General features: G+C 60.8%; 22 protein-coding genes, 2 tRNA genes and 2 pseudogenes. 7 read left to right on the top strand and 19 right to left on the bottom strand.

What is annotated here, in order from left to right; all coding sequences use genetic code 11:
* Positions 1 to 169 precede the first annotated feature (169 nt).
* Together P3R38_RS02755 and P3R38_RS02750 are read left to right on the top strand one after the other, a co-directional pair.
* Positions 170 to 1,324 (top strand): YcaO-like family protein, encoded by a 1,155-nt coding sequence (locus P3R38_RS02755; RefSeq protein ID WP_277686803.1) that lies wholly within the window; start codon positions 170 to 172, stop codon positions 1,322 to 1,324.
* 1 nt (position 1,325) lies between these two features.
* Positions 1,326 to 2,951, top strand: a complete 1,626-nt coding sequence (locus P3R38_RS02750; protein WP_202675842.1) for an ATP-binding cassette domain-containing protein — start codon at positions 1,326 to 1,328, stop codon at positions 2,949 to 2,951.
* Positions 2,952 to 3,026: 75 nt separating this feature from the next.
* Here P3R38_RS02750 and P3R38_RS02745 read toward each other — a convergent pair.
* A pseudogene (locus P3R38_RS02745) lies at positions 3,027 to 3,308 on the bottom strand (DnaB-like helicase C-terminal domain-containing protein); the annotation flags it as partial.
* A 469-nt stretch (positions 3,309 to 3,777) separates the two neighbouring features.
* Here P3R38_RS02745 and P3R38_RS02740 point away from each other — a divergent pair.
* A pseudogene (locus P3R38_RS02740) lies at positions 3,778 to 4,005 on the top strand (RHS repeat-associated core domain-containing protein); the annotation flags it as partial.
* Between the two features lie 534 nt (positions 4,006 to 4,539).
* Here P3R38_RS02740 and dnaB read toward each other — a convergent pair.
* From dnaB to rnr, 7 genes are all read right to left on the bottom strand, one after another.
* Positions 4,540 to 5,937, bottom strand: a complete 1,398-nt coding sequence (gene dnaB / locus P3R38_RS02735) for a replicative DNA helicase (protein WP_104882396.1) — start codon at positions 5,935 to 5,937, stop codon at positions 4,540 to 4,542.
* 113 nt (positions 5,938 to 6,050) lie between these two features.
* Positions 6,051 to 6,497 carry a 50S ribosomal protein L9 gene (gene rplI / locus P3R38_RS02730; protein ID WP_023378489.1) on the bottom strand — a complete coding sequence of 149 codons (447 nt, stop codon included), beginning with the start codon at positions 6,495 to 6,497 and terminating at the stop codon, positions 6,051 to 6,053.
* Between the two features lie 20 nt (positions 6,498 to 6,517).
* A complete protein-coding gene (locus tag P3R38_RS02725; RefSeq protein ID WP_023378488.1) occupies positions 6,518 to 7,381 on the bottom strand; it encodes a hypothetical protein in 864 nt (287 codons plus the stop codon).
* Between the two features lie 33 nt (positions 7,382 to 7,414).
* Positions 7,415 to 7,645: a 30S ribosomal protein S18 gene (gene rpsR / locus P3R38_RS02720; protein ID WP_003249563.1), complete on the bottom strand. Its 231-nt coding sequence runs from the start codon at positions 7,643 to 7,645 to the stop codon at positions 7,415 to 7,417.
* A 28-nt stretch (positions 7,646 to 7,673) separates the two neighbouring features.
* Complete coding sequence (gene rpsF, locus P3R38_RS02715; RefSeq protein ID WP_023378487.1) at positions 7,674 to 8,099, bottom strand: 30S ribosomal protein S6; 426 nt, start codon at positions 8,097 to 8,099, stop codon at positions 7,674 to 7,676.
* A gap of 246 nt (positions 8,100 to 8,345) precedes the next feature.
* The gene (gene rlmB, locus P3R38_RS02710) at positions 8,346 to 9,092 is read right to left on the bottom strand and encodes a 23S rRNA (guanosine(2251)-2'-O)-methyltransferase RlmB (protein ID WP_023378486.1); all 747 of its coding nucleotides are present in this window, start codon (positions 9,090 to 9,092) and stop codon (positions 8,346 to 8,348) included.
* Positions 9,089 to 11,665 (bottom strand): ribonuclease R, encoded by a 2,577-nt coding sequence (gene rnr / locus P3R38_RS02705; RefSeq protein ID WP_023378485.1) that lies wholly within the window; start codon positions 11,663 to 11,665, stop codon positions 9,089 to 9,091. The genes rlmB and rnr overlap by 4 nt, the downstream gene beginning before the upstream one ends.
* 271 nt (positions 11,666 to 11,936) lie before the next feature.
* Here rnr and P3R38_RS02700 point away from each other — a divergent pair.
* The 4 genes from P3R38_RS02700 to P3R38_RS02685 all read left to right on the top strand — a co-directional run bounded on the left by P3R38_RS02700 (position 11,937) and on the right by P3R38_RS02685 (position 14,971).
* Positions 11,937 to 12,023 (top strand) — tRNA-Leu (locus P3R38_RS02700).
* 87 nt (positions 12,024 to 12,110) lie between these two features.
* Positions 12,111 to 12,197 (top strand) — tRNA-Leu (locus P3R38_RS02695).
* Positions 12,198 to 12,392: 195 nt separating this feature from the next.
* Positions 12,393 to 13,406, top strand: a complete 1,014-nt coding sequence (locus P3R38_RS02690; RefSeq protein WP_023378484.1) for an extracellular solute-binding protein — start codon at positions 12,393 to 12,395, stop codon at positions 13,404 to 13,406.
* Positions 13,406 to 14,971: an iron ABC transporter permease gene (locus tag P3R38_RS02685; protein ID WP_277686802.1), complete on the top strand. Its 1,566-nt coding sequence runs from the start codon at positions 13,406 to 13,408 to the stop codon at positions 14,969 to 14,971. Before P3R38_RS02690 ends, P3R38_RS02685 begins: the two co-directional genes overlap by 1 nt.
* 49 nt (positions 14,972 to 15,020) lie before the next feature.
* Here P3R38_RS02685 and P3R38_RS02680 read toward each other — a convergent pair whose 3' ends face one another.
* The 11 genes from P3R38_RS02680 to P3R38_RS02630 form a co-directional block, all read right to left on the bottom strand.
* Positions 15,021 to 15,452 (bottom strand): hypothetical protein, encoded by a 432-nt coding sequence (locus P3R38_RS02680; RefSeq protein WP_023378482.1) that lies wholly within the window; start codon positions 15,450 to 15,452, stop codon positions 15,021 to 15,023.
* A 5-nt stretch (positions 15,453 to 15,457) separates the two neighbouring features.
* Positions 15,458 to 16,195 carry an SDR family NAD(P)-dependent oxidoreductase gene (locus P3R38_RS02675; protein WP_023378481.1) on the bottom strand — a complete coding sequence of 246 codons (738 nt, stop codon included), beginning with the start codon at positions 16,193 to 16,195 and terminating at the stop codon, positions 15,458 to 15,460.
* Positions 16,196 to 16,202: 7 nt separating this feature from the next.
* Positions 16,203 to 16,976 carry an SDR family NAD(P)-dependent oxidoreductase gene (locus tag P3R38_RS02670; protein ID WP_023378480.1) on the bottom strand — a complete coding sequence of 258 codons (774 nt, stop codon included), beginning with the start codon at positions 16,974 to 16,976 and terminating at the stop codon, positions 16,203 to 16,205.
* 10 nt (positions 16,977 to 16,986) lie between these two features.
* Positions 16,987 to 18,126 carry an NADH:flavin oxidoreductase gene (locus P3R38_RS02665; protein ID WP_023378479.1) on the bottom strand — a complete coding sequence of 380 codons (1,140 nt, stop codon included), beginning with the start codon at positions 18,124 to 18,126 and terminating at the stop codon, positions 16,987 to 16,989.
* 2 nt (positions 18,127 to 18,128) lie between these two features.
* Positions 18,129 to 19,340 carry an AfsA-related hotdog domain-containing protein gene (locus P3R38_RS02660; protein WP_277686801.1) on the bottom strand — a complete coding sequence of 404 codons (1,212 nt, stop codon included), beginning with the start codon at positions 19,338 to 19,340 and terminating at the stop codon, positions 18,129 to 18,131.
* Between the two features lie 9 nt (positions 19,341 to 19,349).
* A complete protein-coding gene (locus tag P3R38_RS02655) occupies positions 19,350 to 19,871 on the bottom strand; it encodes a DUF2867 domain-containing protein (protein WP_023378477.1) in 522 nt (173 codons plus the stop codon).
* Between the two features lie 15 nt (positions 19,872 to 19,886).
* On the bottom strand, positions 19,887 to 20,483 hold the full coding sequence (locus P3R38_RS02650; protein ID WP_023378476.1) for an NAD(P)H-dependent oxidoreductase: 597 nt from the start codon (positions 20,481 to 20,483) through the stop codon (positions 19,887 to 19,889).
* Between the two features lie 44 nt (positions 20,484 to 20,527).
* A complete protein-coding gene (locus P3R38_RS02645; protein ID WP_049818839.1) occupies positions 20,528 to 21,148 on the bottom strand; it encodes an acyl-homoserine-lactone synthase in 621 nt (206 codons plus the stop codon).
* 93 nt (positions 21,149 to 21,241) lie between these two features.
* The gene (locus P3R38_RS02640) at positions 21,242 to 21,955 is read right to left on the bottom strand and encodes an autoinducer binding domain-containing protein (protein ID WP_023378474.1); all 714 of its coding nucleotides are present in this window, start codon (positions 21,953 to 21,955) and stop codon (positions 21,242 to 21,244) included.
* A gap of 178 nt (positions 21,956 to 22,133) precedes the next feature.
* Positions 22,134 to 24,068 carry a methyl-accepting chemotaxis protein gene (locus P3R38_RS02635; RefSeq protein ID WP_023378473.1) on the bottom strand — a complete coding sequence of 645 codons (1,935 nt, stop codon included), beginning with the start codon at positions 24,066 to 24,068 and terminating at the stop codon, positions 22,134 to 22,136.
* A gap of 262 nt (positions 24,069 to 24,330) precedes the next feature.
* On the bottom strand, positions 24,331 to 25,623 hold the full coding sequence (locus P3R38_RS02630) for an adenylosuccinate synthase (protein ID WP_023378472.1): 1,293 nt from the start codon (positions 25,621 to 25,623) through the stop codon (positions 24,331 to 24,333).
* Between the last annotated feature and the right edge of the window lie 48 nt (positions 25,624 to 25,671).

Genomic DNA, 25,671 nt, shown 5'->3' with positions numbered 1-25,671 from the left:
CAAACAAAAAAGCAAGTGTTACAACACCCATGCGCTGACACGCGCAACTCAAACAACTAAAAGGAGCACATACCATGGGACGTCGTCGTTCTGAAATTCACACCCTGCAGATCTCTCGCGCAATGAACTATACGTTCACTGAGTCCGAGGTCACGCCTAGGAGCCAGAAATGATAACCGAGCGAGAACTGAATATTGAGGAAGCCTACAACCGCCTGACAGGGTTGCATCGTCAGCTAGGCTTGCATGCGAGGATACATCACTCGAAAAAAAAGGGACTGGTCGCCACCTGCCATTTATACGACAGATCCTTTAAAGAGGTTTCCAGTGGTGCCGGCAAGGGAGAATACTGTGAGCTAGGCGCACTTGCCGAGAGCCTTGAACACTACTTTATGGATGCCATCGCTCCCACCCTGATCAGCAGCGACCATATCTTAAAGTCCACGGAGCCGTTCGACGATTGGCTGCTAAAGTCTATACCTTCCAACTGCCAAATACCTTATTTCAAGCTCGAAGCCCTGGACAGCCACGCCGAAATTAACGTACCGGCGACAATGATGGCTCCCTCACCCAAAAATGTAGACGAAATCGAAAGGACTGCCGCTGGCTTCCTTGCCAAATATGCAACGAACGCTGGCATGGCGCTGGGTTGCACAGAGAATGAAGCACTGTTGCATGCCATCAATGAGGCCATCGAGCGCCATGCGCTCTCCCTGTATTATCTATCGCTCTGTGGATTGTCTTCTCCACCAGAACTTTACCGCCCCTCGTACACTTTCCTGGAAGAAGTTTTCACTCATGACAATGCGCTTTTTCGCCACGCCAAGAATTTGAATATTTTCCTGTCCCATGACTTTTATGACGTGCCATTTTGCATTGCCATTTCACCCGAAAAAAGAATCGGCACACTCTGCCATGTCGGCTCCGGCTGCTCCATAAGCCCATCCATCGCAATGTATCGCGCCGTGACTGAAAATATTCAATGCGAACAACTTCATGGTCATGTGGAAAAACAAGAAGACCTTTCTACAGCAACGATGCTGCTACAATCCGAGCGACTTGCCGCCCTTCTGAACCCCTACCCCACTCATACCGTACCTACCTGGCCCCCCCAGAGCCCCGAACTCAGCGTACGCAGGCAGATAAAGCGCACATTGATAAATCTGGGCAAGCACAATAGAGCCATATTTTACCGCACCCTTTATGCGCACCCGAATTTCGCCACAGTCGTGCAGGTTTTCATACCTGGACTGGAGCGATTCCATTTGATCAGGTCCGGCATTCCAGTCGCCCCGCAATCCGTATTCAAAGACACAAGGGACTGACATGCATATTTATCGAGGCGTTGTCGCTGCCTTGAGCACGACATTGATATTGAAAGTCGCGACCGTCGTACCAGCCCTGATTTTGGCCAACGTTATCGATAACCTGTCGATCTCCGTCTCGTCTTCCCAGTTTTTGCTCGGAGCCTTCATATGCCTTATCGCATTGCAAGCCTCATTGACCCCTATACAAGCCTGGAGCCTGGCACGCCTCTGCCAAGACCGTGTGAAGCAACTCTCCATCCGTTGGTGCCGAGGATTGCTGGACAAACGCTTCGAAGCCTATGGACAACTCCATGGCGGAACCTTGGTAAAAGTACTGGATAGGGGAATAACGGCCCAAGAGCGATGGCTCGGCTTTCTGATCGGATCAGCATGGCCAGTGTTGGCGGAGGCGATGCTGCTGGCCACACTGTTCGCCTATCTGGGGGCTAGCTCGGTCCTGATTGGTCTCATTCCTTTGAGCTTGGTGTACTTATGGGCCAATGATCGCTTGGTGCGTTGGCGCCGACCGCATATCGAGGCGGTGAACTCGCGAGAGGACGAACTGGCCGAACAGTGGGTGGATACCTTTGCCAGTGCGTCTACGGTCAAGCTGGAAAAAGCCGAGGCTGCAGCAATGATTCCGGTCAACCAGACACTATCTGACTACGCCGATTCAGCCGTTCGGGTAGCCTACAGCGGCGGCTGGCTTCAGGCCCTGCGTATTCTGTTCATCGGTCTGGGCAGTGGCGGCTTGCTGATGTGGGGTATAAATGATCAATCCCTGACATCACCGCAATTGAGCCTGGGTGAACTGGTTGCTCTATTTACCTTGGTGAGTGGACTGCTGTCGGGGGTCGCGCAAATGGCCGATGCCTGGCGAATGCTCGATCAGTTTCGGCTCGACAAACGCAAACTTGAACACTGGCTTCAACTCCCGCTGTTCGGTCCATCATCCACGACAGACATTCAATCCAACGACGAAGGCGCAGGGCTGCGCATCGCCCCCTGTCAACTCAGCACTCGCAACACATTGCAATTGCAACTGGATGAGCCGTTGGCGCTGCGCAATGGTGAACGGGTCGCGCTGATTGGGCCCAGCGGATGTGGCAAGTCGACGCTACTGCACGCCATGGCGGGAACGGTGTTCCAGTTGCGTGAACATGTCTATCTCCAGGGCAGATGTCTGGCACAGTTCGACGCAAGCGAGCAGTTCAGCCGTTTACGCCTTTGCCCTCAAGCCCCCCATTTCATTCCAGGAGCGCTGCCCCGAGCAGTTCTGTTCGAGCACACTCATGATCGAGCTCAAATCGAACGGTGGCTTGAACGGCTAGGCCTGAACAAAGACTGGTACGAACGCGAGCTGGATGCACGCGCAGACTCCATTTCTGGCGGCGAAGCTCGCAGGCTGACACTGCTACGCCTACTTAATCAGCCTGGCGAGTTCAATTTCTTCGACGAACCCACAAGTGGCCTTGATGCCGGGTCGGCGGAGCGTACCTGGGATCTGCTATTCGAAACATTCCAAGGGAAAGGGCTGATCTGCGTAACGCATGATCAGAACGCCCTGCCAAGATTTGACCGGGTGATCACCATGAGCGAAGGTCGGATCGTCAGCCAAGCACAAGTGGGATGCTCCGCCGCTTGAAAACCTGAGCTCGCAGGCGATCCCACAGTGCCCTACTGAATCAATGAATTATCCGCAGCCCAGTGAGTACAGCCATTATTCGTCATCATCGAAGTTGTACATGCCCGGCGCGAGGTTCTCGAAGCGGGTGTACTTGCCGATGAACGCCAGGCGCACGAAGCCGATGGGGCCGTTACGCTGCTTACCGATGATGATTTCGGCCACGCCCTTGTGTTCGGTCTCGGGGTGGTACACCTCGTCCCGGTACACGAACATGATCACGTCGGCGTCCTGCTCGATTGCACCGGATTCACGCAAGTCGGAGTTCACCGGGCGTTTGTTCGGGCGCTGTTCCAAGGAGCGGTTCAGCTGTGACAGGGGGCTTGCCCGAAGCATTCGGCCCAGTACTTTGGATAATCATAGAGTGGTTTGGCTGCTTGCTTGTCAGTGACCGGTTCTGGTGTACACGGAAATAGTGGGCGCGGAAAACAGCACAAATATTGACCCAGTCCGACTGCAATGGTCGGTAGATCTACCCCCCCCCCGGATGAACCTACCAATTTTGCCAGTACCATCAGCCTGCCTGGCGCAGCTAATATCTGGGAAAGCCGCAGCATGCCAGAGAAAGATGAAAACCTTCTATGCACTTAATCGCCCAACCGTACTGCTAGATGACCATGGATACACCCGTCTCTTCAATGCAGCGTCAGGCACCCTTGCCGCGCGCCAGATAAATCACAGCCGCCTTATCGGCAGTGAAATGTCCAACTCACCCTCTTGCACACTTGGCCAAGACGGCCGCACCCAGGTGACCTTCAGTGCATACGGCGCAAGTGTCGACCCCGGACAAATACCGGCCTTTCAAGGCGAGCTTCAGGATCTGGTCACCGGCCATTACCTGCTGGGAAATGGCTAACGCGCTTACAACCCTCATATCATGCGCTTCAACAGTCCAGACAGCGAAAGCCCATTCGCAAAAGGAGGGTTGAATACCTACACATTTGCTCTTTGCGACCCAATCAACCGCAGTGACCCGTCGGGACACAATTTCGAGTTCATCAATAAGCTATTCGTAAACAAGACCTATCGCGGACCTATCGTGGCAGAGTTCGACGGAATTGTTTCTTTTACCGGGCCAAAACGAGCGGATGGAAAATTACCCACCCTGTATATCAGTGCCCATGGCGCGCCAGGCGTGATAAGTGCTGATGGCTTCAATGTCTACGATGCCAAACGCACTTTCAAGGCACTAACAAGCCGCGGCGTCGAACTGCGCAACAGGCAAATTCATGTACTTGCCTGTGACACAGCTGTCCCCAACCGCCTTACCGGTAGCTCATTTATCGAAGACCTAAGCACCTATACAGGTTTTCAAGTTTCTGGCTACGGGACCACAGTTGCGGTCGTGGAAAGCCGTCAAGGCAACGAGTACATTGCAGAGAAACAAAGGGTCCTGCCGTACCATGGAATGACATCAACAAAAACCCGAGCGGGTAAAGGTAGAAAGCTCCAAGACGCAGCTGACGACAGTCAGACTGAGAAATCCAAGCAGATCAGGACTGTCTGAACATTGAGTCGCTCTAACGAGGCAAGCCCCTCCTGACCCTACTCACTCATCATCATCAAAGTTGTACATCCCCGGCGCCAAGTTCTCGAAGCGGGTGTACTTGCCGATGAACGCCAGGCGCACGAAGCCGATGGGGCCGTTACGCTGCTTACCGATGATGATTTCGGCCACGCCCTTGTGCTCGGTCTCGGGGTGGTACACCTCGTCGCGGTACACGAACATGATCACGTCGGCGTCCTGCTCGATCGCACCGGATTCACGCAAGTCGGAGTTCACCGGGCGTTTGTTCGGGCGTTGCTCCAGGGAGCGGTTGAGCTGCGACAAGGCAATGACCGGGCAGTTGAATTCCTTGGCCAGGGCCTTGAGCGAGCGGGAGATCTCGGAGATTTCGTTGGTCCGGTTATCACCGGCCGAGCCCGGAATCTGCATCAGCTGCAGGTAGTCGACCATGATCAGCGCGATGTCGCCGTGCTCACGGGCCAGGCGTCGGGTTCGTGCACGCATTTCCGATGGGCTGATACCGGCGGTATCGTCGATGAACAGCTTGCGGTCATTGAGCAGGTTGACCGCCGAGGTCAGCCGCGGCCAATCGTCGTCGTCCAGCTGGCCGGAACGCACCTTGGTCTGGTCGATACGGCCCAGGGACGAAAGCATACGCATGACCAGCGATTCGCCTGGCATCTCGAGGGAGAACACCAGTACCGCCTTGTCGGTGCGCAGTACGGCGTTCTCGACCAGGTTCATGGCAAACGTGGTCTTACCCATCGACGGACGACCGGCGACGATGATCAGGTCGGCGGGCTGCAGGCCGCTGGTCTTCTCGTCCAGGTCGGTGAAGCCCGTGGATACGCCGGTGATGTCGCTGTCGGAGTTGAACAACGTGTCGATCCGGTCGATGGCCATGGTCAACAGCTCGTTGACCCCCACCGGGCCGCCAGTCTTGGGGCGCGCCTCGGCGATCTGGAAGATCTGCCGCTCGGCATCGTCGAGGATTTCCTCGGCATTGCGGCCTTGGGGGTTGAAGGCGTTGTCGGCGATGTCCGTACTGATGCTGATCAGTTGCCGAAGCGTGGCACGTTCACGAATGATCGCCGCGTAGGCCTTGATGTTGGCCACCGACGGGGTGTTCTTGGCCAACTCCGCCAGATAGGCAAGCCCGCCCACCTGGCTCGACAAGCCTTCCTTGTCCAACTGCTCGTGCAGGGTCACCACGTCGAACGGCTGGTTGGCGTCCGCCAACTTGTGCACGGCGCGGAAGATCAGGCGGTGGTCATGCCGGTAGAAGTCACCGTCCGAGACCTGATCCAGCACCCGCTCCCAAGCGTTGTTGTCCAGCATCAAGCCACCGAGCACGGCCTGTTCGGCCTCGATGGAATGCGGGGGCACCTTCAGGGCTGCGGTCTGCAAGTCTAGCTGTTCGGGATTGGTGATCTCGTTCATGGCCACGAAAGAATTCTGGAGGATGAAAAAGACAAAGGGCACGGCCTGTGAAAGACAGGACCGTGCCCGATGTTAACCGGCTGAACCGCGAGGGGCCAGCCGATCAGCGCAGCTTAGGCAGCTACGACGACCACGCGTACGGTGGCTTCAACGTCGCTGTGCAGGTGCACGGCTACGTCGTATTCGCCAACCTGACGGATGGTGCCGTTCGGCAGACGAACTTCAGCCTTGGCCACTTCAACGCCGGAGGCGGTCAGGGCGTCAGCGATGTCGTGGGTGCCGATCGAACCGAACAGCTTGCCTTCATCGCCAGCGGTGGCGGTGATGGTGACTTCCAGCTCAGCCAGTTGGGCTGCGCGGGTTTCAGCCGACGATTTCTTCTCGGCAGCTGCTTTTTCCAGCTCGGCGCGGCGCTCTTCGAACGCAGCCAGGTTGGCGGCGTTGGCAACGGTGGCCTTGCCGAATGGCAGCAGGAAGTTACGGCCGTAACCAGCCTTAACCTTTACTTTGTCGCCCAGGTTGCCCAGGTTGGCGACTTTTTCCAGCAGGATCAGTTCCATTTGGTAAAACCTCTTAACTTTTAACCTTCACCGTTCGCGGAGTCATTCCCCTGAGGGGACTTGCGACCGCGAAAATCAATCAGGCTGTCGACAATGGCCAAAACCACGAGCAACGGATAAATCAGCTGCATGATCAGCGGCAGTGTCACGTACATGCCAACCAGCCAGAAACCAGCCAGTCGCCCCTGCGCCACCAGTCCATGCATCAAGGCGATGCCGGCCAGAACGAGCACCAGGCTGGACGCGGATGCCAGGACGATGAACTGCGGGCCGATGAACGGGCCCAACACCATCACTGCAACCAACGCCAACATGGCACCCCGAGGCAGCCTCAGGGCGCGAAACTCGCGACCGAAGCCTCCAGGGTTGTACAACACCGCTTGCCAATAACGCGCCAGCATCAACGCCAGCACGCTGAACAATTGCAACATCACCGCTGTGGAAGCGACCAGCACGGGGCCGATCAGCTCACCGGGAATAACCGGCTTGCCTTCGATTTGCGGCAGGGCTTTCACAAGCGCCTTGGCCAACACCTCGAAGGTTTCGCGCAGTACCGTGTCCAGGATGAGGCTGTAGACCAACCCCAACACAACACTGGACATCAACACCCGACTCCAGGAATGCCCGGCACGCAACAAGGCGGCCAGCCCCAGCGTTCCCAACAGCACCAGCAAGGTGCTTGGATCGCCGAAGACCCAAATGGCCACCGCAGGCAAAAGGCCCCAGGCGATGACCGTTGAAGCGTCCTTGAATCCGCGCCGCAGAAGCACCAGGCTTCCGGCAGCGGCACTCAACCAGAACAGCAGCGGTAATACCGCACTTGCGACCACCACCAGGGTGGCCTGCACACGACCGCGCATGATGAAATCAGCTAACGCTCGCATGCTTATCCCTTACTTCTTGTCGACGACCCGGTCTCAGCGGCCGTGGCTGTCGGTGTAGGGCAGCAGGGCCAGGAAGCGGGCGCGCTTGATAGCGGTAGCCAGCTGACGCTGATAACGAGCTTTGGTACCAGTGATACGGCTCGGAACGATCTTGCCGGTTTCGGATACGTAAGCTTTCAGGGTGTTGAGATCTTTGAAGTCGATCTCTTTCACGTCTTCAGCAGTGAAGCGGCAGAATTTACGACGACGGAAGAAACGTGCCATGTAATAGGCTCCTCAAAAGGTCCGTGGATTACTCGTCAGCGTTATCGCTGTTGTCGCTGTCATTGCTGTCATCGCCTTCGGCGGAGTCAGCATGCTCAGGACGTTCACGACGCTCACGGCGCTCGCTGCGGTTCTCTTCTGCCTTCAGCATCTCGGACTGACCGGTAACGGCTTCGTCGCGACGGATGACCAGGTTACGGATAACGGCATCGTTGTAGCGGAAGTTGTCTTCCAGCTCGGCCAGGGCCTTGCCGGTGCACTCAACGTTCAGCATCACGTAGTGAGCCTTGTGAACATTGTTGATTGCGTAGGCCAGTTGACGACGGCCCCAGTCTTCCAGGCGGTGGATCTTGCCACCATCTTCTTCGATCAGCTTGGTGTAACGCTCAACCATGCCGCCGACTTGCTCGCTCTGGTCCGGGTGAACCAGGAAGATGATTTCGTAATGACGCATGAATGCTCCTTACGGGTTAGTAGTCTGCCAGCGAATCTGGTCAGACAAGGAGTGAATGACACTGGTGTGTCTTGCCAGGGAGTAGAGGCACATGCGCACCTGCCAGCTCGGCAAGGGGCGCAATTGTAGAGAAGGCTGGACGCACAAGCAAGGTGATTGGTGAATATTTGAACAGCCAGAAACATATTCACGAGCTACCGCCCTTTTCGCGGGTAAAAACGCGAAAAGGGCGGTACAGGCTGAGGGTCAGCGCTTGGCCTGGCGCTGACGAACGGCTTCGAACAGGCAGACGCCGGTCGCTACCGACACGTTCAGGCTGCTGACACTGCCGGCCATCGGCAACTTCACCAGGAAATCGCAGTGCTCGCGGGTCAGGCGGCGCATGCCCTTGCCTTCCGCGCCCATGATCATCACCAGCGGCCCAGTCAGGTCTTGCTGGTAGATCTCCTGCTCGGCTTCGCCTGCGGTACCGACCACCCACAGCCCGCGCTGCTGCAACTTCTCCAGCGTACGCGCCAGGTTGGTCACAGCCACCAGCGGAATCACCTCTGCCGCACCACACGCCACCTTGCGCACCACGCCGGTCAACGTGGCCGACTTGTCCTTGGGAATGACCACGGCTGTGGCACCGGCGGCATCCGCGGTGCGCAGGCAGGCACCGAGATTATGCGGGTCGGTGACGCCGTCGAGCACCAGGATCAGCGGTGGGGTTTCGGTGCGTTCGAGCAACTCGTCGAGCATCGCCTCACCCCAGACCTGGCTCGGGCTGACCTCGGCAACCACACCCTGGTGAACACCTTCGACCCAGGCGTCCAGCTCACGGCGCTCGGCCTGGCCGACCGGTACGCGGTTCTCGGCGGCCAGCGCCAGCAAGCCCTGGACACGTGGCTCGCTGCGCCCCTCAGACAGCCAGATCTGCTTGACCCGCTTCGGATGGTGCTGCAGCAGCGCCTGCACGGCGTGCACGCCGTAGATTTTTTCCAGCTGACTCATGGCTTGCTCTTGCCTTTGCGTGGCCCGCCAGATTTGGACGGACCTTTACGGTGCTTGGTCGGCTTGCCGGACGACTTGCCGCCTTTGTCCGACTTGCTGCTGGCATGGCCGCTGCTGCGGGCTTCGCTCATCAGCGCCTTTTTCATTTCACGGCTCTTGCGCACTTCGGCGTTACGCTGGACCGCGTCTTTCGGGAAGTACGCCTCGGCGGCCTCGCTCTTGCGGCTGCGCGGCTTGGGCGTCGCCTTGGCTTCGACCTTCGGGGCCTCGGACTTGTCGGCGACTGGAGCGGCGTTACGACCTTTACGGCCCACTGGTGCGCTGAGCTGCTGCTCGGACACCTCGAAGTCGATCTTGCGCTCGTCCAGGTCGACGCGCATGACCTTGACCTCGATGGTGTCGCCCAGGCGGAAGGTGCGCCCACTGCGCTCGCCCGACAGACGATGGTGCACGGGGTCGAAGTGGTAGTAGTCGCCCGGCAGCGCACTGACATGCACCAGGCCTTCCACGTAGATATCGGTCAGTTCGACGAACAGGCCGAAACCGGTCACGGCAGTGATCACGCCGGGGAAGGTTTCACCCACGCGATCCTTCATGTACTCGCACTTGAGCCAGTTGACCACGTCGCGGGTGGCCTCGTCGGCACGGCGCTCGGTCATCGAACACTGTTCGCCTAATTGCTCGAGGGTGTTCTCGTCGTACGGGTAGATACGCGCCTTCGGAATACTCATCGCGCCAGCCCGCTTGACGTGCGGGGTCTCGACCTTGGAGCGGATGATGCTGCGGATGGCGCGGTGCACCAGCAGGTCCGGGTAGCGACGGATCGGCGAGGTGAAGTGGGTATACGCCTCGTAGTTCAAACCGAAGTGGCCGTTGTTGTCGGTGCTGTACACCGCCTGGCTCAACGAGCGCAGCATCACGGTCTGGATCAGGTGGAAATCCGGACGATCGGCGATGCTGGCCAGCAAGGCCTGGTAGTCCTTGGGCGACGGGTCCTTGCCCTTGTGCAGGGTCAGCCCCAGCTCACCCAGGAAGGCTCGCAGTTTTTCCAGACGCTCCGGCGGCGGACCGTCGTGCACGCGGTACAGGGCCGGAACCCCGTGCTTCTGCAGGAACTCGGCGGTGGCCACGTTGGCCGCCAGCATGCACTCTTCGATCAGCTTGTGCGCGTCGTTGCGCACGGTGGGGCGGATTTCCGCGATCTTGCGCTGGTCGCCGAAGATGATGCGGGTTTCCTGGGTCTCGAAGTCGATGGCCCCACGAGTGTGACGGGCCGCCACCAGCACTTTGTAGAGGTTGTACAGGTTCTTCAGATCCGGCAGGACCTCCTTGTACTCCTCGCGAAGCGCCTTGCCTTCGCGGGTGCGGGCATGCTCGAGCATGCTGCTGACCTTGTTGTAGGTCAGACGCGCATGGGAGTGGATCACGCCTTCGTAGAACTGGTAATCGACCATCTGACCGGTCTTGTTGATGGTCATTTCGCAGACCATGGCCAGGCGATCGACGTGCGGGTTCAGCGAGCACAGGCCGTTGGACAGCTCCTCGGGGAGCATCGGCACCACACGCTCGGGGAAGTACACCGAGTTGCCGCGCTGCTGGGCCTCGACGTCCAGGGCCGAGCCCAGGCGAACATAGCTGGAGACGTCGGCGATCGCGACGTACAAGCGCCAGCCACCGGAGAACAGGCGCAGCTTGCCCAGCGGTTCGCAGTAGACGGCGTCGTCGAAGTCGCGAGCGTCTTCGCCGTCGATGGTGACGAACGGCAAGTGGCGCAGGTCGACGCGTTTTTCCTTGTCCTTTTCTTCGACTTCGGAGCGGAACTTGCGCGCTTCCTTGATCACTTCCTGGGGCCAGACATGCGGAATGTCATAGCTGCGCAGGGCGACATCGATTTCCATGCCCGGCGCCATATAGTTGCCGATCACTTCGATCACATCGCCCTGCGGCTGGAAGCGCGGGGTCGGCCAGTGGGTGATCTTGATCTCGACGAACTGGCCGATCTTGGCACCGCCGTTGCGACCGGCGGTAACCAGCACTTCCTGTTGGATCTTCGGGTTGTCGGGCGTCACGTAACCGATGCCGCCTTCTTCGAAGTAGCGACCGACCACGGTTTCATGGGCGCGGGAAATGACTTCCACCAGCACGCCTTCGCGGCGGCCACGGCGGTCGACACCGGAAACCCGGGCCAGGCCACGGTCGCCATCGAACACCAGGCGCATCTGCGATGGGCTGAGGAACAGGTCGTCGCTGCCATCGTCGGGAATAAGGAAACCGAAACCGTCGCGGTGGCCAGAGACACGGCCGCAGATCAGGTCCAGCTTATCCACCGGGGCATAGGTGCCGCGCCGGGTATAGATAAGCTGACCGTCTCGCTCCATGGCACGCAAGCGGCGGCGCAGGGCTTCGATCTGGTCTTCATCGTAGAGGCCGAACTCGGCCGCCAGTTCTTCGCGTGCCGCCGGTTCACCACGGTCGGCAAGACGCTGCAGGATCAGCTCACGGCTGGGAATAGGGTTTTCGTATTTTTCCGCTTCGCGAGCGGCCTCGGGATCGAGGGATTGCCAATCGGCCATCAGAAGGGGTTCACCTTGGGGTATATAGATAGGAATTCTGGCATAGGCGTATTGAAACCGGAAATGTCAGCCTTGGACAGCCCCAGCGGCATGTCCGGAGCGAAGCAATAGGCCTGCGGAATCAACAAGTTGAATTTTTTGAATTTTTTTTCGATCAGGGGCTTTACAGCCCTCCGGAGCGTCCGTATAGTGCGCACCACAACGACGGACAACCCCGAAGTTGTAGTAGAGATGAACGGCGCTGTAAAGCATCATGTAATCTCGAATGTGTGCCCAGGTGGCGGAATTGGTAGACGCGCTGGTTTCAGGTATCAGTGGCTTAACGGCCGTGGAAGTTCGAGTCTTCTCCTGGGCACCAAAAATTTCAAGTAATAGATGACCAAGGATCTGTTACTACTGTGTGAAAGCGAACGATAGTCGCCTTCTACAGATGATGCAAAGCTTTGCCCAGGTGGCGGAATTGGTAGACGCGCTGGTTTCAGGTATCAGTGACTTAACGGTCGTGGAAGTTCGAGTCTTCTCCTGGGCACCATACAAAAACCCACTAGCTTGCTAGTGGGTTTTTTTCTTGCCTGCGATTTTTATCCCCCTCCCCCGCAAGCTGTCCCGCGCACCCCAGACGTTGAACCATGGTCTGCCCATGAATTTCTCGTCACACGGCCACTTGAGAAACGATTTCGTTTACCATTGTTTCCAAATATGTAGCCGCAAGCGAGGAAGTACCCGCATGACGATCCGTCCGCAACCGCTGATGCGCACCCTGGCCGCCGCAGTCCTGAGCCTGGTGATTGGCGCTCCGGCCGCCATGGCAGACGACCCGGTGACACTGACCCTGTACAACGGTCAACACAAGGAAATCGGCGAGGCCATCGCCAAGGCCTACGAGGCCAAGACCGGTATCCATATCAACATCCGCAAGGGCAGCAGCAATCAGCTGGCCAGCCAGATCATCGAAGAAGGCGACCGTTCGCCAGCCGACATCATCTACACCGAAGAGTCCCCTCCCCTGAACAACCTGGGTGAATTGGGCCTGCTGGCGAAGATCGACGATGCCACGCAGAGCATGATGCCCAAGGAATACGTGGGCGCCAACGGCACCTGGATGGGTATCACTGCCCGCACGCGGATCGTGGTGTACAACCCCAAGAAGGTCGACGAGAAAGACCTGCCGACCACGGTCATGGACTTCGCCAACCCTGAGTGGGAAGGTCGGGTCGGTTACGTACCCACCAGCGGCGCCTTCCAGGAACAAGCCGTGGCCATCCTCAAGATGCATGGTCGCGACGCCACCGAAGAGTGGCTGACCGGCCTGAAGGCCTTCGGCAAGACCTACACCAACAACATGGTCGCCCTGAAGGCGGTGGAAAAAGGTGAAGTCGCCGCCGTGCTGGTGAACAACTACTACTGGTACGCACTCGAGCGCGAACGCGGCAAACTGGAGTCGAAGCTGTACTACCTGGCCGATGGCGATGCCGGCAACCTGGTGACCATCTCTGGCGCCGCCGTGGTCAAAGCCAGCAAACACCCTAAAGAAGCCCAGGCCCTGCTCAACTGGATGGCCAGTGAAGAAGGCCAGCGCGTGATCACCCAGACCACCGCTGAGTACCCACTGCATAAAGGCATGGTCTCCGATCGCGGCCTGAAGCCGTTCGAAGACCTGCGTCCGCCGAAGATCTCGCCAGCTGACCTGGGCAATGCCGAGGAAGCCATCGAGCTCGAGCGCGAGGTCGGCTTGCTCTGATGACCGCCGCCCTGTCCGAACCTGTGCCGGTACGTTTCGTGCCGCGCCGCAAACGCCCGTCGATCTGGGTGGTGCTGCCTGTCCTGTTCCTGGTGGCAATGAGCGTGTTGCCGTTGCTGTACGTCGCCATCAAGACCTGGGACGCCGGCTGGCGCGAGGCGCTGCACCTGTTGTGGCGTCCCTTCGTCTGGGGGCTGATGCGCAACACCATTATGCTCATGGTGGGCGTGACCCTGACGTGTATGATCGTCGGTCTGGCCCTGGCCTGGCTGCTCGAACGCAGCAACTTGCCTGGTCGGCGCCTGTGGGGCGTGGTGTTGTGCTTGCCCTTCGCTGTGCCTTCGTTCGTCAGCAGCTTCACCTGGGTGTCGCTGAGTTCGGACTTTGAGGGCCTGGGCGGGGCGATCATGGTCATGGCCTTGTCCAAGTATCCGCTGGTATTCCTGCCGGTGGCAGCAACCCTGCGCAACCTCGACACCTCGCTGGAAGAGTCTGCGCGCACCTTGGGCTGCAGCCGTTGGGGCGTGTTCATCAAAGTCACCTTGCCGCTGCTTTGGCCCTCGATGCTGGGCGGCGCGCTGCTGATTGCGCTGCACATGCTGGTGGAATTCGGCGCGTTGTCGATCCTTGGGCTGCAGACCTTCACCACCGCGATCTACCAACAGTTCGAGCTCGAATTCAGCAATGCCAACGCGGCCATGCTATCGGCCGTGCTGCTGGTGCTGTGCCTGATCATGCTCTGGTTGGAGCTGCGGGTACGCGGCAAGGCACGCCATGTAAGGATTGGCCAGGGCGTTGCCCGTCGGGCGCAGCCGGTTCGCCTACGTGCCTGGATGCCCGTGGCGCAGCTGTTCTGCCTGGGCCTGGCGATCCTGGGCAGCGGCATACCCTTGGCCATGCTTGGCTATTGGTTGAGCGTGGGTTCATCGGCGGCCTTCCCTGTAGCGGCGATCAGCAAGGCGTTGCTGACTTCGCTGTCGGTGTCGCTGGGTGGCGCCGGCTTCTGCGTGTTGCTGGCCCTGCCGATCAGCTTCCTGGTGGTGCGCTTCAAAGGCCGCCTGGCGATCTGGGCCGAGCGTCTGCCTTACTTGCTGCATGCCCTGCCCGGGCTGGTCATCGCACTGACGCTGGTGTTCTTCGCCCTGCACTATGTGCCGGCGCTATACCAGACCACAGCGCTGTTGCTACTGGCGTATGCACTATTGTTCCTGCCGCTGGCCCAATCACCGGTACGCACCGCATTGAACAAAGCCTCGCCAACGCTGGAAGAAGCGGCACGGACCTTAGGCGCCAGCAGCTTCGCGGCGTTCTGCCGGGTGACCTTGCCGATCATCTTCCCGGCGATGGCAGCGGCCTTTGCCCTGGTGTTCCTGGATGCGATGAAGGAGCTGACCGCCACCCTGCTGCTCAGCCCGACCGGGATGACAACCCTGGCCACCGAGGTGTGGGCTCATACCGCCAACGTCGAGTTCGCGGCGGCGGCGCCTTATGCGGCGTTGCTGATCGTGGTGTCGGGGTTGCCGGTGTACCTGCTGACCACGCGGATGTACCTGAACAAGGCATGAACCTGCACCTCCTGCTCCAACTGGAGCAGGGGGCTTCACGGCCACCGACTCAACGCGTGAACAGCGCACGCCCCTCATCTACCTGCCCGACTGACGCAGGCGTGCGCAGCTGCAGCACCGCCAGCAATAACAACACTGCCGCCAGCCCCCACAGGATTGGCGTGGCTCCCTGGCTCAGGGCATACAGCTGCAAGCCGATGACCGCCAGGCGCAGCGCCGCATCCAGCCGACCGTTGCTCACCGTGGGCTGGCGCCAACGGGCAATGCCCCAGACCACGTAAGCCAAAGCACCCAGGTTGATGAAGAACAGCGACGTCGCATCGAGCCTGGCGAATGGCGTGCCCAGGCCCAGCCAGGCATCCAGGCCGGCAAACACTTGCAAGGCCCAGCCAGCGACGAATGGAATGGCGAATGGCAGGGTGGCGATCACGTCGTATACCGCACCGACGCGGACGATAGTGGCGTAGCGGGACTGATTCATGCGGCTCAAACCTCCATGTTCAAACGTTCGAGAAGTTGCCTGACTTCGTAGAATTGCCCTGACTGCAGGGCAATGGCCTGTCGCCGTGCCAACAGCGTGACGATATCGCGTGCGCGCTCCTGCGGGCTGGCAACGTAGCCAGGCTGTGCGGCGCGCTCGCGCAAGGCGACCAGTTCGGGAAAGCGTTCATCGGCCTGCAGGATGGTATGGGCCACCGTGGTGTCGACGTTGCAAAGACCGAGCACGGCGAAGAATACCTCCGGGTTCTCCAGGTGATAGACCTTGGCCAGCGCATTCAACGCCGCCTTGGACACGCTGTAGGACAGCATCCCAGCGCGCTGACGAATGCCCGAGACGGAAGCCGAGAACACGACCTGACGTGGCAGCGCGTCACGCTTGAGCAGCAGATCGAGCACCCATTTGACCGCCACCACGTTCAGCTCCATGACCTCGCGAAAGGCCTCGGCCGAGGTGTTGCAGGCCAGGTCCGGGGCAGAACCGAAAGTCCCGGCATTGAGGTAGGCGGTGTCGAAGCAGGTCTCGCCGAGAAACACCTGGAGCGCAGCCTCCGAGCCCGAAGGCGCGCACAGGTCCAGGCCGCGAAAATGGAAGCCCGCGTGACGCAGCAGATCTTCGGGCGCACGCCGCGAGACACCCCATACCTCGTCGCCCCGCGCCAGGTGCAAGGCGGCCAGCGCATGGCCGATGCCCGAACTGACGCCACTGATGAAAACGTGGTTCATGAGGTCCTCACTCGAACTTGCCGATGTGATAGCCACCATCGACGCTCAATACGCTACCGGTGATGTAGGAGGCGGTTGCGCTCAGCAGGAACAACACCGCATCGGCGACCTCGCCGGCCTCACCGAAGCGCTTCATGGCCGTCGCATTGATCTTGCGCTGCGTGTTCGCGGGGCTGGCCGCCAGTCGCTCCGGCGAATTCATGCCGCCGAGGATCGGGCCTGGCGCGACGGCATTGACTCGAACGGCGTGACGGCCATCGCGATCGGTGGCGCTTTCCATCGCCACCACCTGGGTCAGGGCATTGAGTGCGGCCTTGCTGGCAACGTAGGCAGCCTGGTTGGGCATGGCCATCACGCCGGCGCAGGACGAGACATTGACGATCGCACCACCTGCCCGTTGGCCGATCAGACGCAGCTCTTGCTGCAGGCAGTAAAGCGGACCATGCAGATTGATACGCATGACCCGATCCCAGTCCTGCGGCTGCAAGTCGGCTACTGGCGCGTAGGGGGCAGTCACCCCCGCCGCGTTCACCGCATGATCAAGGCCACCGAAGCGCGTTTCGATTTCACAGAAGGCGTCTCGCACGGCGCCCGCCTCGGCCACATCGCAGGCAATGAACGATGCCCGTTCACCCAGCAGTGCCATGGCCGCACGCCCCTTTTCCAGGCTGCGGCCCAGCACCACCACCCGTGCGCCCTGCGCGACCAGGCGTTGAGCCACCTCCAGACCGATCCCATTCGTGCCGCCGGTGACAGCAACGGTCTTTTCCTCGAATTGCATTGGACTCTCCTTAGTCATATCGAATCGAATCGGGCCGCTTGTACTTGTCGTTCACGCAGCAATACACCCGGTCCAGCCTCGGGTTGCTCTTGTCACGGAAACAATTGCCGTCGAAGCGGCAGGCATTGACGCTGCCCGGCTTGCCGGCCAGGGACTTGTTGACCAGGTCGTTGTCGGCAAACAGCGCCCGGCTCATGCCCACCAGGTCGGTTACGCCCAGATCGAGCAACGCCTCGGCCTGGGCGAGCGAACCGGTGAAACCGGCGAAACCGACCGGCAGCGAGGTCAACTCGCGTATGTGCCGCACACCCTGCACGAGCAGGGCATGCACCCTGGGGTCGGCACGCAACATGTAGTGGAAGGTTTCACGAACGGCTGCCGAACACATCAGCGCGCTCACGCCAGCCTGTTGCAAGGCTGGCACCACGTGCTCGAGCAGCGCGGGCTGCTGGCCTTTCTCACCAAGACAATCATCGATGCCAAGGCGGACGGAGATATCGACTTCACCCTGCGTCGCCTCGGCAATGGCCTCGATCACCTCCAACAGCAGACGCGCTCGCCGCAGGGGCGAACCGCCATAACGGTCGGTTCGGCGGTTGGTGTGAGGTGAGAGAAAACTGCTCAACAGATATCCATTGGACGCCTGCAACTGGACCGCACGCGAGCCCGCCTGCCGAGCCAGCCGCGCGGCATGGGCGAACTGGCTGCAGACCGCTCGGATATCGGCGTGGGTCATCACCCGGACACCAGGCTGGCGCTTGCCGGGCGCGCTCCGGCTGGGCGCCAGCAACACCCCACCGCCAAGGGCTCGATTGCCCTGCGCACCGTAATGCTGCAATTGCACGACCACCGGACAAGCGTGCTGCCGGCCATAATCAATCAACGGCGCCAGACACTCGGCATGCTGCTCGTCATACAGGCACAGGCCGCCTGAATGCAGGCGCGTGGAGGCATCCACCGCCGAGTTGGCCAGCACGACCATGGCGCAACCGCCGTCGATGATGCCTCGGTAGAACCCAAACATCTCCTCGGTAAGGCAGCCGTCACGCCCGAGATCGATGCCCATCGGCGCAAAGTACACCCGGTTCTTCAACTGAAGGTGCCGCCCCAGGTCGATGGGTTGGCGTGTCAGCGGATAACCCGAAGTCATGCTCACACGCTCTGCCGGACACACGGACTGGCCAAAGGATCGTTACTCGCATCGGCCACCGCGGCATACTCCAGCAGAGGCTCATGGAAGCAGTGGCACTTGATGACCTCCTTGAGGGTCGACAGCGTGGCGCGGTCGAGCTTGGCGAACATCGCCAGTTGCACGCCCTCCTGCCGCGAGGGATGAACCGCGGCGATCGCAAAGCTGAGAAACCCGCTATCTCTGACGTAGATCGACAACTGCCGCACGCTCGACGCTGCGTGGGGCAGTTGCGCCGTGAAGCGCACGCCCCGCAGAGACACATGCTCCAGTCGGCCTTCCACGCTGCTGCCATCGCTCATGCCCAGCAACACCTGCGGTAGCACCCGGTTGGAGGGCGCGAACCAATGGTGCTCAGGGAAGTTGACCGTGCGCATGCGCTTGAACAGCGGCATCTTCATGGCGCTGCCACGCAGCCGGAGGGTCGTGACCAGGCTGCCGTTCTGGTAGAACATCGCCGTCTTGTCCACCGTGCGCGGCTGATGCCGTTTCTGACCAGCACTGTGTTGCACCACCACTTCGACCGCATAGGTCGACTCGGTGTAATTGTTGAACGAGACCGCGAGGTCCTCGATCGAGATGGACACATCGCCACGACGGTAGCCGGAGTGGCTGTAGAAGTAGTGGTACATGGCCTGACGCGCGACCTCGATGAGCATCAGCCCAGGCACATGCTCGTGAGGCTTGTTGTAGAAGAAGTAATTGTTGGTGTCATTCAGCACGGTGTAGGACGACAGGTTGGCCCGCTCCCAACCGGGCAGAACATGCAGCCTGTCCGCCAGCAGGGCCACCTGCGCCTGGTCCACTGCGGGCAGCCCGAAGTGGCGCTGCAGGTATAGCTCTACCTGGCGTGGCAACCAGGGTGCAGCGAGATGGTAGACGCCGTCGCGCAGCGCGTAGAAACCTTGCACGTTCATCTCGAAACCGCCGAGCACGGCAAAGTCAGTCTCGCTGAGCGAGGCAGGCAAGCTGGCGAGTACCCAACCCTGCCGGGCATCCTCGCGGTATGCATGGTGCAGGGCTGTCAGACCCGCCGGGTCCAGCTCGCCTTGCAACCGCTCGACCTCCCGACAGGTGAGTCGGGCGGGCAACAAGTCCTGGAATTCTGAAAGCAGTACATCCTCCGCCGTGCCCTTGTGCAGGACCTGCGGAGTCAACGGTAATTGACGATCCATGTTGATCACCTAACGGGTTTGGACGGGAAAAGCCGCCACGGCATTGCGCAGCATGCGCCTGACGATCGGCCCATGGGCGGGGCCCACCGGCAACATGTACAGGCGCCCGAACGCATTGAAGCACTGCACCGACGTGGTCACGCTCAGATGCTGCGTGCCTGGTCTGGTGTGCTGCAGATCCATGCAAACCATCACGGCGAGGTGCGTATCTCGCGAAGTCAGCACCAACTGGCTGTCGCTCAGCGCCTCCACCGTGAAGAAGTCCAAGCGCTCGCCCACCACAGGCGCCCGTTCCGGGGGGCGTGCAGAAAAACCCCGGATGTCGGCGACATTGAACCGGCGCGAGATGAAATCGCGAAGGCGAAACGCCGCGGCCAGCCATGCCGGAATGTCCGATGTCATCGCGTGGTAAACGCCCAGCGCAGTGACCGGCGCGGCGAGCTGTGCGGCGTCGCAGTGCAAAAAGTCCAGGCGCTCGACAGGCGCTACCAACTGCACGCACTCAGGCGCCAAGGCCAGGGTTCGAGACATGGGACAGGCTCCGTGTCATTGCTGGAGCAAGGCGATGGCCGCCAGCTCAGCCTTGAGCAGCAGCTTTTCATAGGCCTCGTCAGGCGACTCCTGGTTGCTGGTGATCAGGCCGGCTATTTCGCGCGCTGCCTGGTCCAGCGCGTCGTCGGCGATGAACACCGACTCGTACAGCGGAATCGGCGGCAGGTAGCGACCTTTGACATACGCGACCGTCTGCTGCAGCGGGCGCAGCAATTCATCCAGGGTGAACCGGTTGAAACCACCTGCACGGTAGCCGGAAGCCGGTGCACCGACGCTGGTGACGATCATGAATTCCTTGTCCTGCAGCTTGTCGCCACCCCGCGCGTAGGCAAAGCCTGGGGTGAAGACGTCATCGATCCAGCGCTTCATCAATGCCGGGCACGAATACCAGTACAGCGGGAACAGCAACACGATGCGCTGGTGCTGGCACAGCAGCTTCTGTTCGGCGGCAATGTCGAAGCCATCGCTGCCAAGGGCGGCGCTGAGCGGATGCAGGGTGACCTTGCTGTCGCGCAGCGCCTCGACGATCGCTGCGTTGGCGCGCGAGGTGCTCAGGTCCGGATGACCGATGACGACCAGAACGTTTTCCATGTTCGAAATCCTTTTAGGGTTGATGCCAACAGGCAGGGGGCCAGTCAGGCAGCGCGGTGCATTGAACGACAGGCCGGGGCCTTTGTAACCTCACCAATTGTGTAGGGCTGCGCGGCTACGTCGAGCCAGCAGGCGAACAGCCAATGCGCGCCGACACGTACCGGGGCCGCCGCTCGCTGGTAGCGATAACCGGCCCGTCGCAACAGCCGTTCGATGCCCAGGGGTGACACGGTGATCAATCGTTGCGCCCCATGGCCGGCAGCGCAGCGCAACACCGCATCGAGCAGCTGCACCGCAATCGTGGACGAGAACTGCCCGCGCCCGCGCAGGCCTGGCCCGGCGAAATCCATCGCCGCGAACCTGGAAAGCTCCCAGACCTGGGCACTATGCGGCAGCGCCTGGCCAGCCATCAGTTGTGGAAACACCTCGTCGAGCAGATAGGGGCGATGGGTCGGCAACAGGCGCGCCGTGCCGACGATGTCGTCCCGCCCGTTGCAGGCCAGCAGGTAGAGCGTGTTGTCGTGGTCGAACTGATCGCGTTCGCACTGCGGCTCACAGGTCAGGTCCCAACCCAGTTCGTCGACGAAGACGCGATAGCGGTAACGCTCCATTTGCGCAAGTCGGGCGCTCCCGAGTTGCTGCCGTGTGCCAATGACGATGTCCATGTCGCGTCCTGTTGCCTGGGGAGAAAGGACGCGTATTCGACTTCAAGCGCTGACGGCGGAAAACTCCACTATTTGGCAGGTCCAGGCCTGCCCTCAGGCCAACAACCCCAGCAAGGCCGCCCGGGCCACGGCAGCGGTACGGTTGACTGCGCCGAGCTTCACCGCCGCATTGCGGGTGTGGAATTTCACGGTCTCGATCGACAAGGCCAGGATGTCGGCAACTTCGTTGAGCGTCTTGCCATCGGCCGCCCAGCGCAGCACTTCGCGCTCACGGCTGGACAATGGCGAGGCGGGGTTGGGCTGCCAGGTGGGCGACAGCAAGCGTGAGAAGCCCTGGTGGGCGACATTGGCCAGCCAGCGCATCTTCGCCTCGTTACACCTCAGCTCACAGTCTCCCAACGCTTCGGCGGAGCGGGCCAAGGTCAGCATGCCGCCGGCGTTGCGGCCCTCCAGGCAGGATTGAGCCCAGCCATGGCGCAAACCGGCATTGCGGGCATCATCCCAGAGCTGCGGGGCATCCTGGAAAACCCGATCCCCCCAGACCACCGGCTGAACCGATTGCTGGCAGTGCAGGACGGTAGGGTCCAATGCCAGATAACCCGATCGTCGATAATGGTCGCACCACGTCCGGCTGTAGGTGCTGAGCAGCGTCACGCGGGGCTTGGTCACCGGCAGCGGAGCGCGCAGACCGTAAGCACAGTACTCGAACCCCAGGGTCCGCGCCGCTGCCTGAATCCTGTCCAGCAGCCCTTGCGCGTCCTGCGCGTCGTAGGCCGCCGATAACACATCGCCCATCCATTGCATCATCGCTCTCCCTCCCTGAATCCAGAGCATGTCCATGCCCTGCTGCCCACGTGGCGCGCGAGTCTAGACCATCTGGTCGACATCGGCATTGAGCAATATCAATTCGATATCTTCTAACGGATGGCGCGTCCCTGCATTTATCCTCCCAAGCCCCGAATGCCGCTGATCGAACGGCCCGTTATCAGGCCCTGAACTGGCCCAAACTCGCCCGCAACTGCGCCGCCAGCTCGTCCAGCACCTTGCTGCTGGCAGTGGTCTGCATCACCACCTCAGCGGAGCGTTCGGCTTGGGCATGAATGTTCTCCACCCGGCCCCGCACTGCCTGCGCGCCATGGGCCTGCTGCTCAGCCGCACGCGTCGCCAGGCCAATCGCAGCGTGCACCTGCTCCACCGCAGCTTGCACCGACTGTTGGCGACGCTCGCTGTCACGCAGCACGAGCAGCCCTTCGCTGGCCTTCACACCTGCCTGGCCAATGGTTGCCACCGCCTCCTTGGCACCTTTCTGCAAGGCAGCGATATGCGCCTGGATATCGCCGGTGGAGCTTTGTGTCTTGCTCGCCAATGCCCTCACCTCATCGGCCACCACGGCGAAGCCACGCCCAGTTTCACCGGCCCGCGCGGCCTCGATGGCAGCATTGAGCGCAAGCAGATTGGTCTGCTCGGCAATGCCATGAATGACCGTCAACACCACTTCGATCTGCTCGCTCTGCTTGGCCAACCGCTCGATCACCTGGGAGCCGGTATCGACCTGGCCGGCAAGGTTTTCGATCAGCCCCGCCAGTTGCGAGGAGGTGCGACTGTTCTCATCCGTGGCCTGGCGAATGTCCACCACCTGTTGCAGCGCTGCCTGCATTGCGTGGCTTTCCGCCTGGGCTTCGTCTGCCATGCTGGAAAGGTCGCGCAGGCTGGCCGCAACCTCGTCACGCTGCAAGGCTGCGGCGGCATCGGCACCCGCGTTGCGTTGGGCCATGGCGCCGATCTCCACACCGGTACGCTGCGCGACCTCCCCGGCCTCGCGAACGATGGGCTGCAATTTGTCGACGAAGCGGTTCACCGCCGAGGCCATGTCGCCGATCTCATCACGGCTGTCGAGAGGGACGCGCTTGGTCAGGTCGCCTTCACCGGCCGCCAGGTCATTGAGCGCTGCGATCAGCAGGCGCAGCTTGCTGAGTACCCGGCGACCCAACACCAGCGCCACCACCAGCAGAACCCCCAGACCAACGAGCACCAGGCCCAGGCCAATGCGCCAACGCAACTCGGCCGCCGCCTCGCGCACGGTATGCGCCGTGTTGGCCTGCATGGCCGTCGCGCTGTTCTGGGCGGTTTCCAGCCGCTCGCGCAGGGTCTTTCCGCTGTCGGCGGCCGCAGCACCGAGGCTGTCGCCCACCAGTTGCTCGCCACTGGCAATCAGGGCCGCAAAGCGCTGGTCGAGGGCCTTCAGCTCCTGGTCGACCCCAGCGGTGGAGACGCCCATCAGCACTTTGCCGATTTCCGCGCCGTTGGGGTTGATCGATGCCTGGACGAAATACACCGACGGGTCGCGACGGGCAGCATCGAGCACCTTGTCCAAGGCTCGCTCACCCTGCCCTTTCTCCATCAGGGCCTGGTTGATGGGGTTTTGTCGATTGAGGTAACGCGTCAGGTGCTGGCCCTGGGCGTCGTCGTAGATCACGAACAATACGTTGGGATTGCGCTGGGCCCGTCGGGCGAAGTCCGAAAGCATCGGCACATCGTTGTCCCAGATGGCGCGCGGTGCCACCGAGGCCAGCAGTTCGGCCATGTCGTTGGCGGAGTCCTTGAGGTTCTTTTCCAGAGTGGCGCGCAGTTGTTGCTGCTCGCTTTGCAACCGCTCGGACAATCCAGCGCTCAGACGCTGACGGGTGCTGCTCGAAAGGCTTTCAAGGCCGGAACGAACGTCCTGGCCGGCTTGCTCCAGTTCGGCACCCAATTTCCTGCTGTCAGCCCCCAGCCGTTCCCCAAGATCGGCTTCCAAGGCTGTAACGGTGCTCCGGGTCAGCGCAACGGCAACCAGCACCTGCACCAAAAGAGCGATACCAAGGGCAACAAACACAGGCCGCAAGAGGCGGCTTCGTAACAGTGAGAGGATGGCAGACACGGTGTAACCCTCGTGTTTTCTGGCGCCATTATTCTGATGGCATCTACAGAAGCTTCTTACAGCAAGGGTTGTGCCGGCGGCAGCAGGGATATACGCCAAGGTCCAGCAAGGGATTGTCCAGGCCGGCACTTTCGCGGGCTTCTGGAACCATGGAGATTCAGTGAGAGCGGGTTCGCCCGCGCCAGGGCCTGCGCAGCCCCCCTAAACGAAAACGCCGCGGTCCCTCTCAGGACCGCGGCGTTCGATCAGCCAGGAAGGCAGATCAGGCGAACGGGTGACGCAGCACGATGGTCTCGTTGCGGTCCGGGCCAGTGGAGATGATATCGATCGGCGCGCCAATCAGCTCCTCGATGCGCTTGATGTAGTTGCGCGCCGCTTGTGGCAGCTCTTCCAGGGTCTTCACGCCCAAGGTCGATTCGCTCCAGCCTGGCATCTCTTCGTACACCGGCTCCAGGCCGATGTAGCTGTCGGCATCGGACGGTGCGTCGATGACGGCGCCATTCTCGTTCTTGTAGCCAACGCAGATGTTGATGGTTTCCAGGCCATCCAGTACGTCCAGCTTGGTCAGGCAGATGCCCGAAATGCTGTTGACGTCGATGGCGCGACGCAGGATGACGGCATCGAACCAGCCGCAACGACGGGCACGGCCGGTGGTGGAACCGAACTCATGGCCACGCTTGGCCAGGGTGGCGCCGGTTTCGTCGAACAGCTCGGTCGGGAACGGACCGGAACCGACACGGGTGGTGTAGGCCTTGGTGATACCCAGGATGTAGTCCAGGTACATCGGGCCAACGCCGGAACCGGTGGAGATACCGCCAGCGGTGGTGTTGGAGCTGGTGACGTACGGGTAAGTGCCGTGGTCGATGTCCAGCAGCGAACCTTGGGCACCTTCGAACATGATGTCCTTGCCGGCGCGACGCAGGTTGTGCAGTTCGGCGGTCACGTCGAGCATCATCGGCTTGAGCTGCTCGGCGTAGGCCATGCACTCGTCCAGGGTCTGCTGGAAGTCGATGGCCGGCTCTTTGTAGTAGTTCACCAGCTGGAAGTTGTGGTAGTCCAGCAGCTCACCGAGCTTGGCGGCGAAACGCTCACGGTGGAACAGGTCACCGACGCGCAGGCCGCGACGGGCGACTTTGTCTTCGTACGCTGGGCCGATACCACGACCGGTAGTGCCGATCTTGGCTTCGCCACGGGCTTTTTCGCGAGCCTGGTCCAGGGCCACGTGGTACGACAGGATCAGCGGGGCAGCCGGGCTGATACGCAGGCGCTCGCGCACTGGCACGCCCTTCTCTTCCAGCTTGGTGATCTCACGCATCAGGGCATCCGGAGCAACGACGACGCCGTTGCCGATCAGGCACTGAACGCCTTCACGCAGGATACCGGAAGGGATCAGGTGCAAAACGGTTTTCTCACCGTTGATCACCAGGGTGTGGCCCGCGTTGTGACCGCCCTGGTAGCGCACTACGGCGGCAGCATGTTCGGTCAGCAGATCGACGATCTTGCCTTTGCCCTCATCACCCCACTGGGTGCCCAGGACGACGACATTCTTACCCATAACACTTGTCCTCATTCACGCAAACTTGGTTGCCGGCCATCGCCGACG

This window comes from Pseudomonas sp. NyZ480 (genome assembly GCF_029537255.1).
Lineage (GTDB): Bacteria > Pseudomonadota > Gammaproteobacteria > Pseudomonadales > Pseudomonadaceae > Aquipseudomonas > Aquipseudomonas taiwanensis.
The sequence above is the reverse complement of the archived record's forward strand: the minus strand, read 5'-3'. Positions and strand labels throughout refer to the sequence as shown.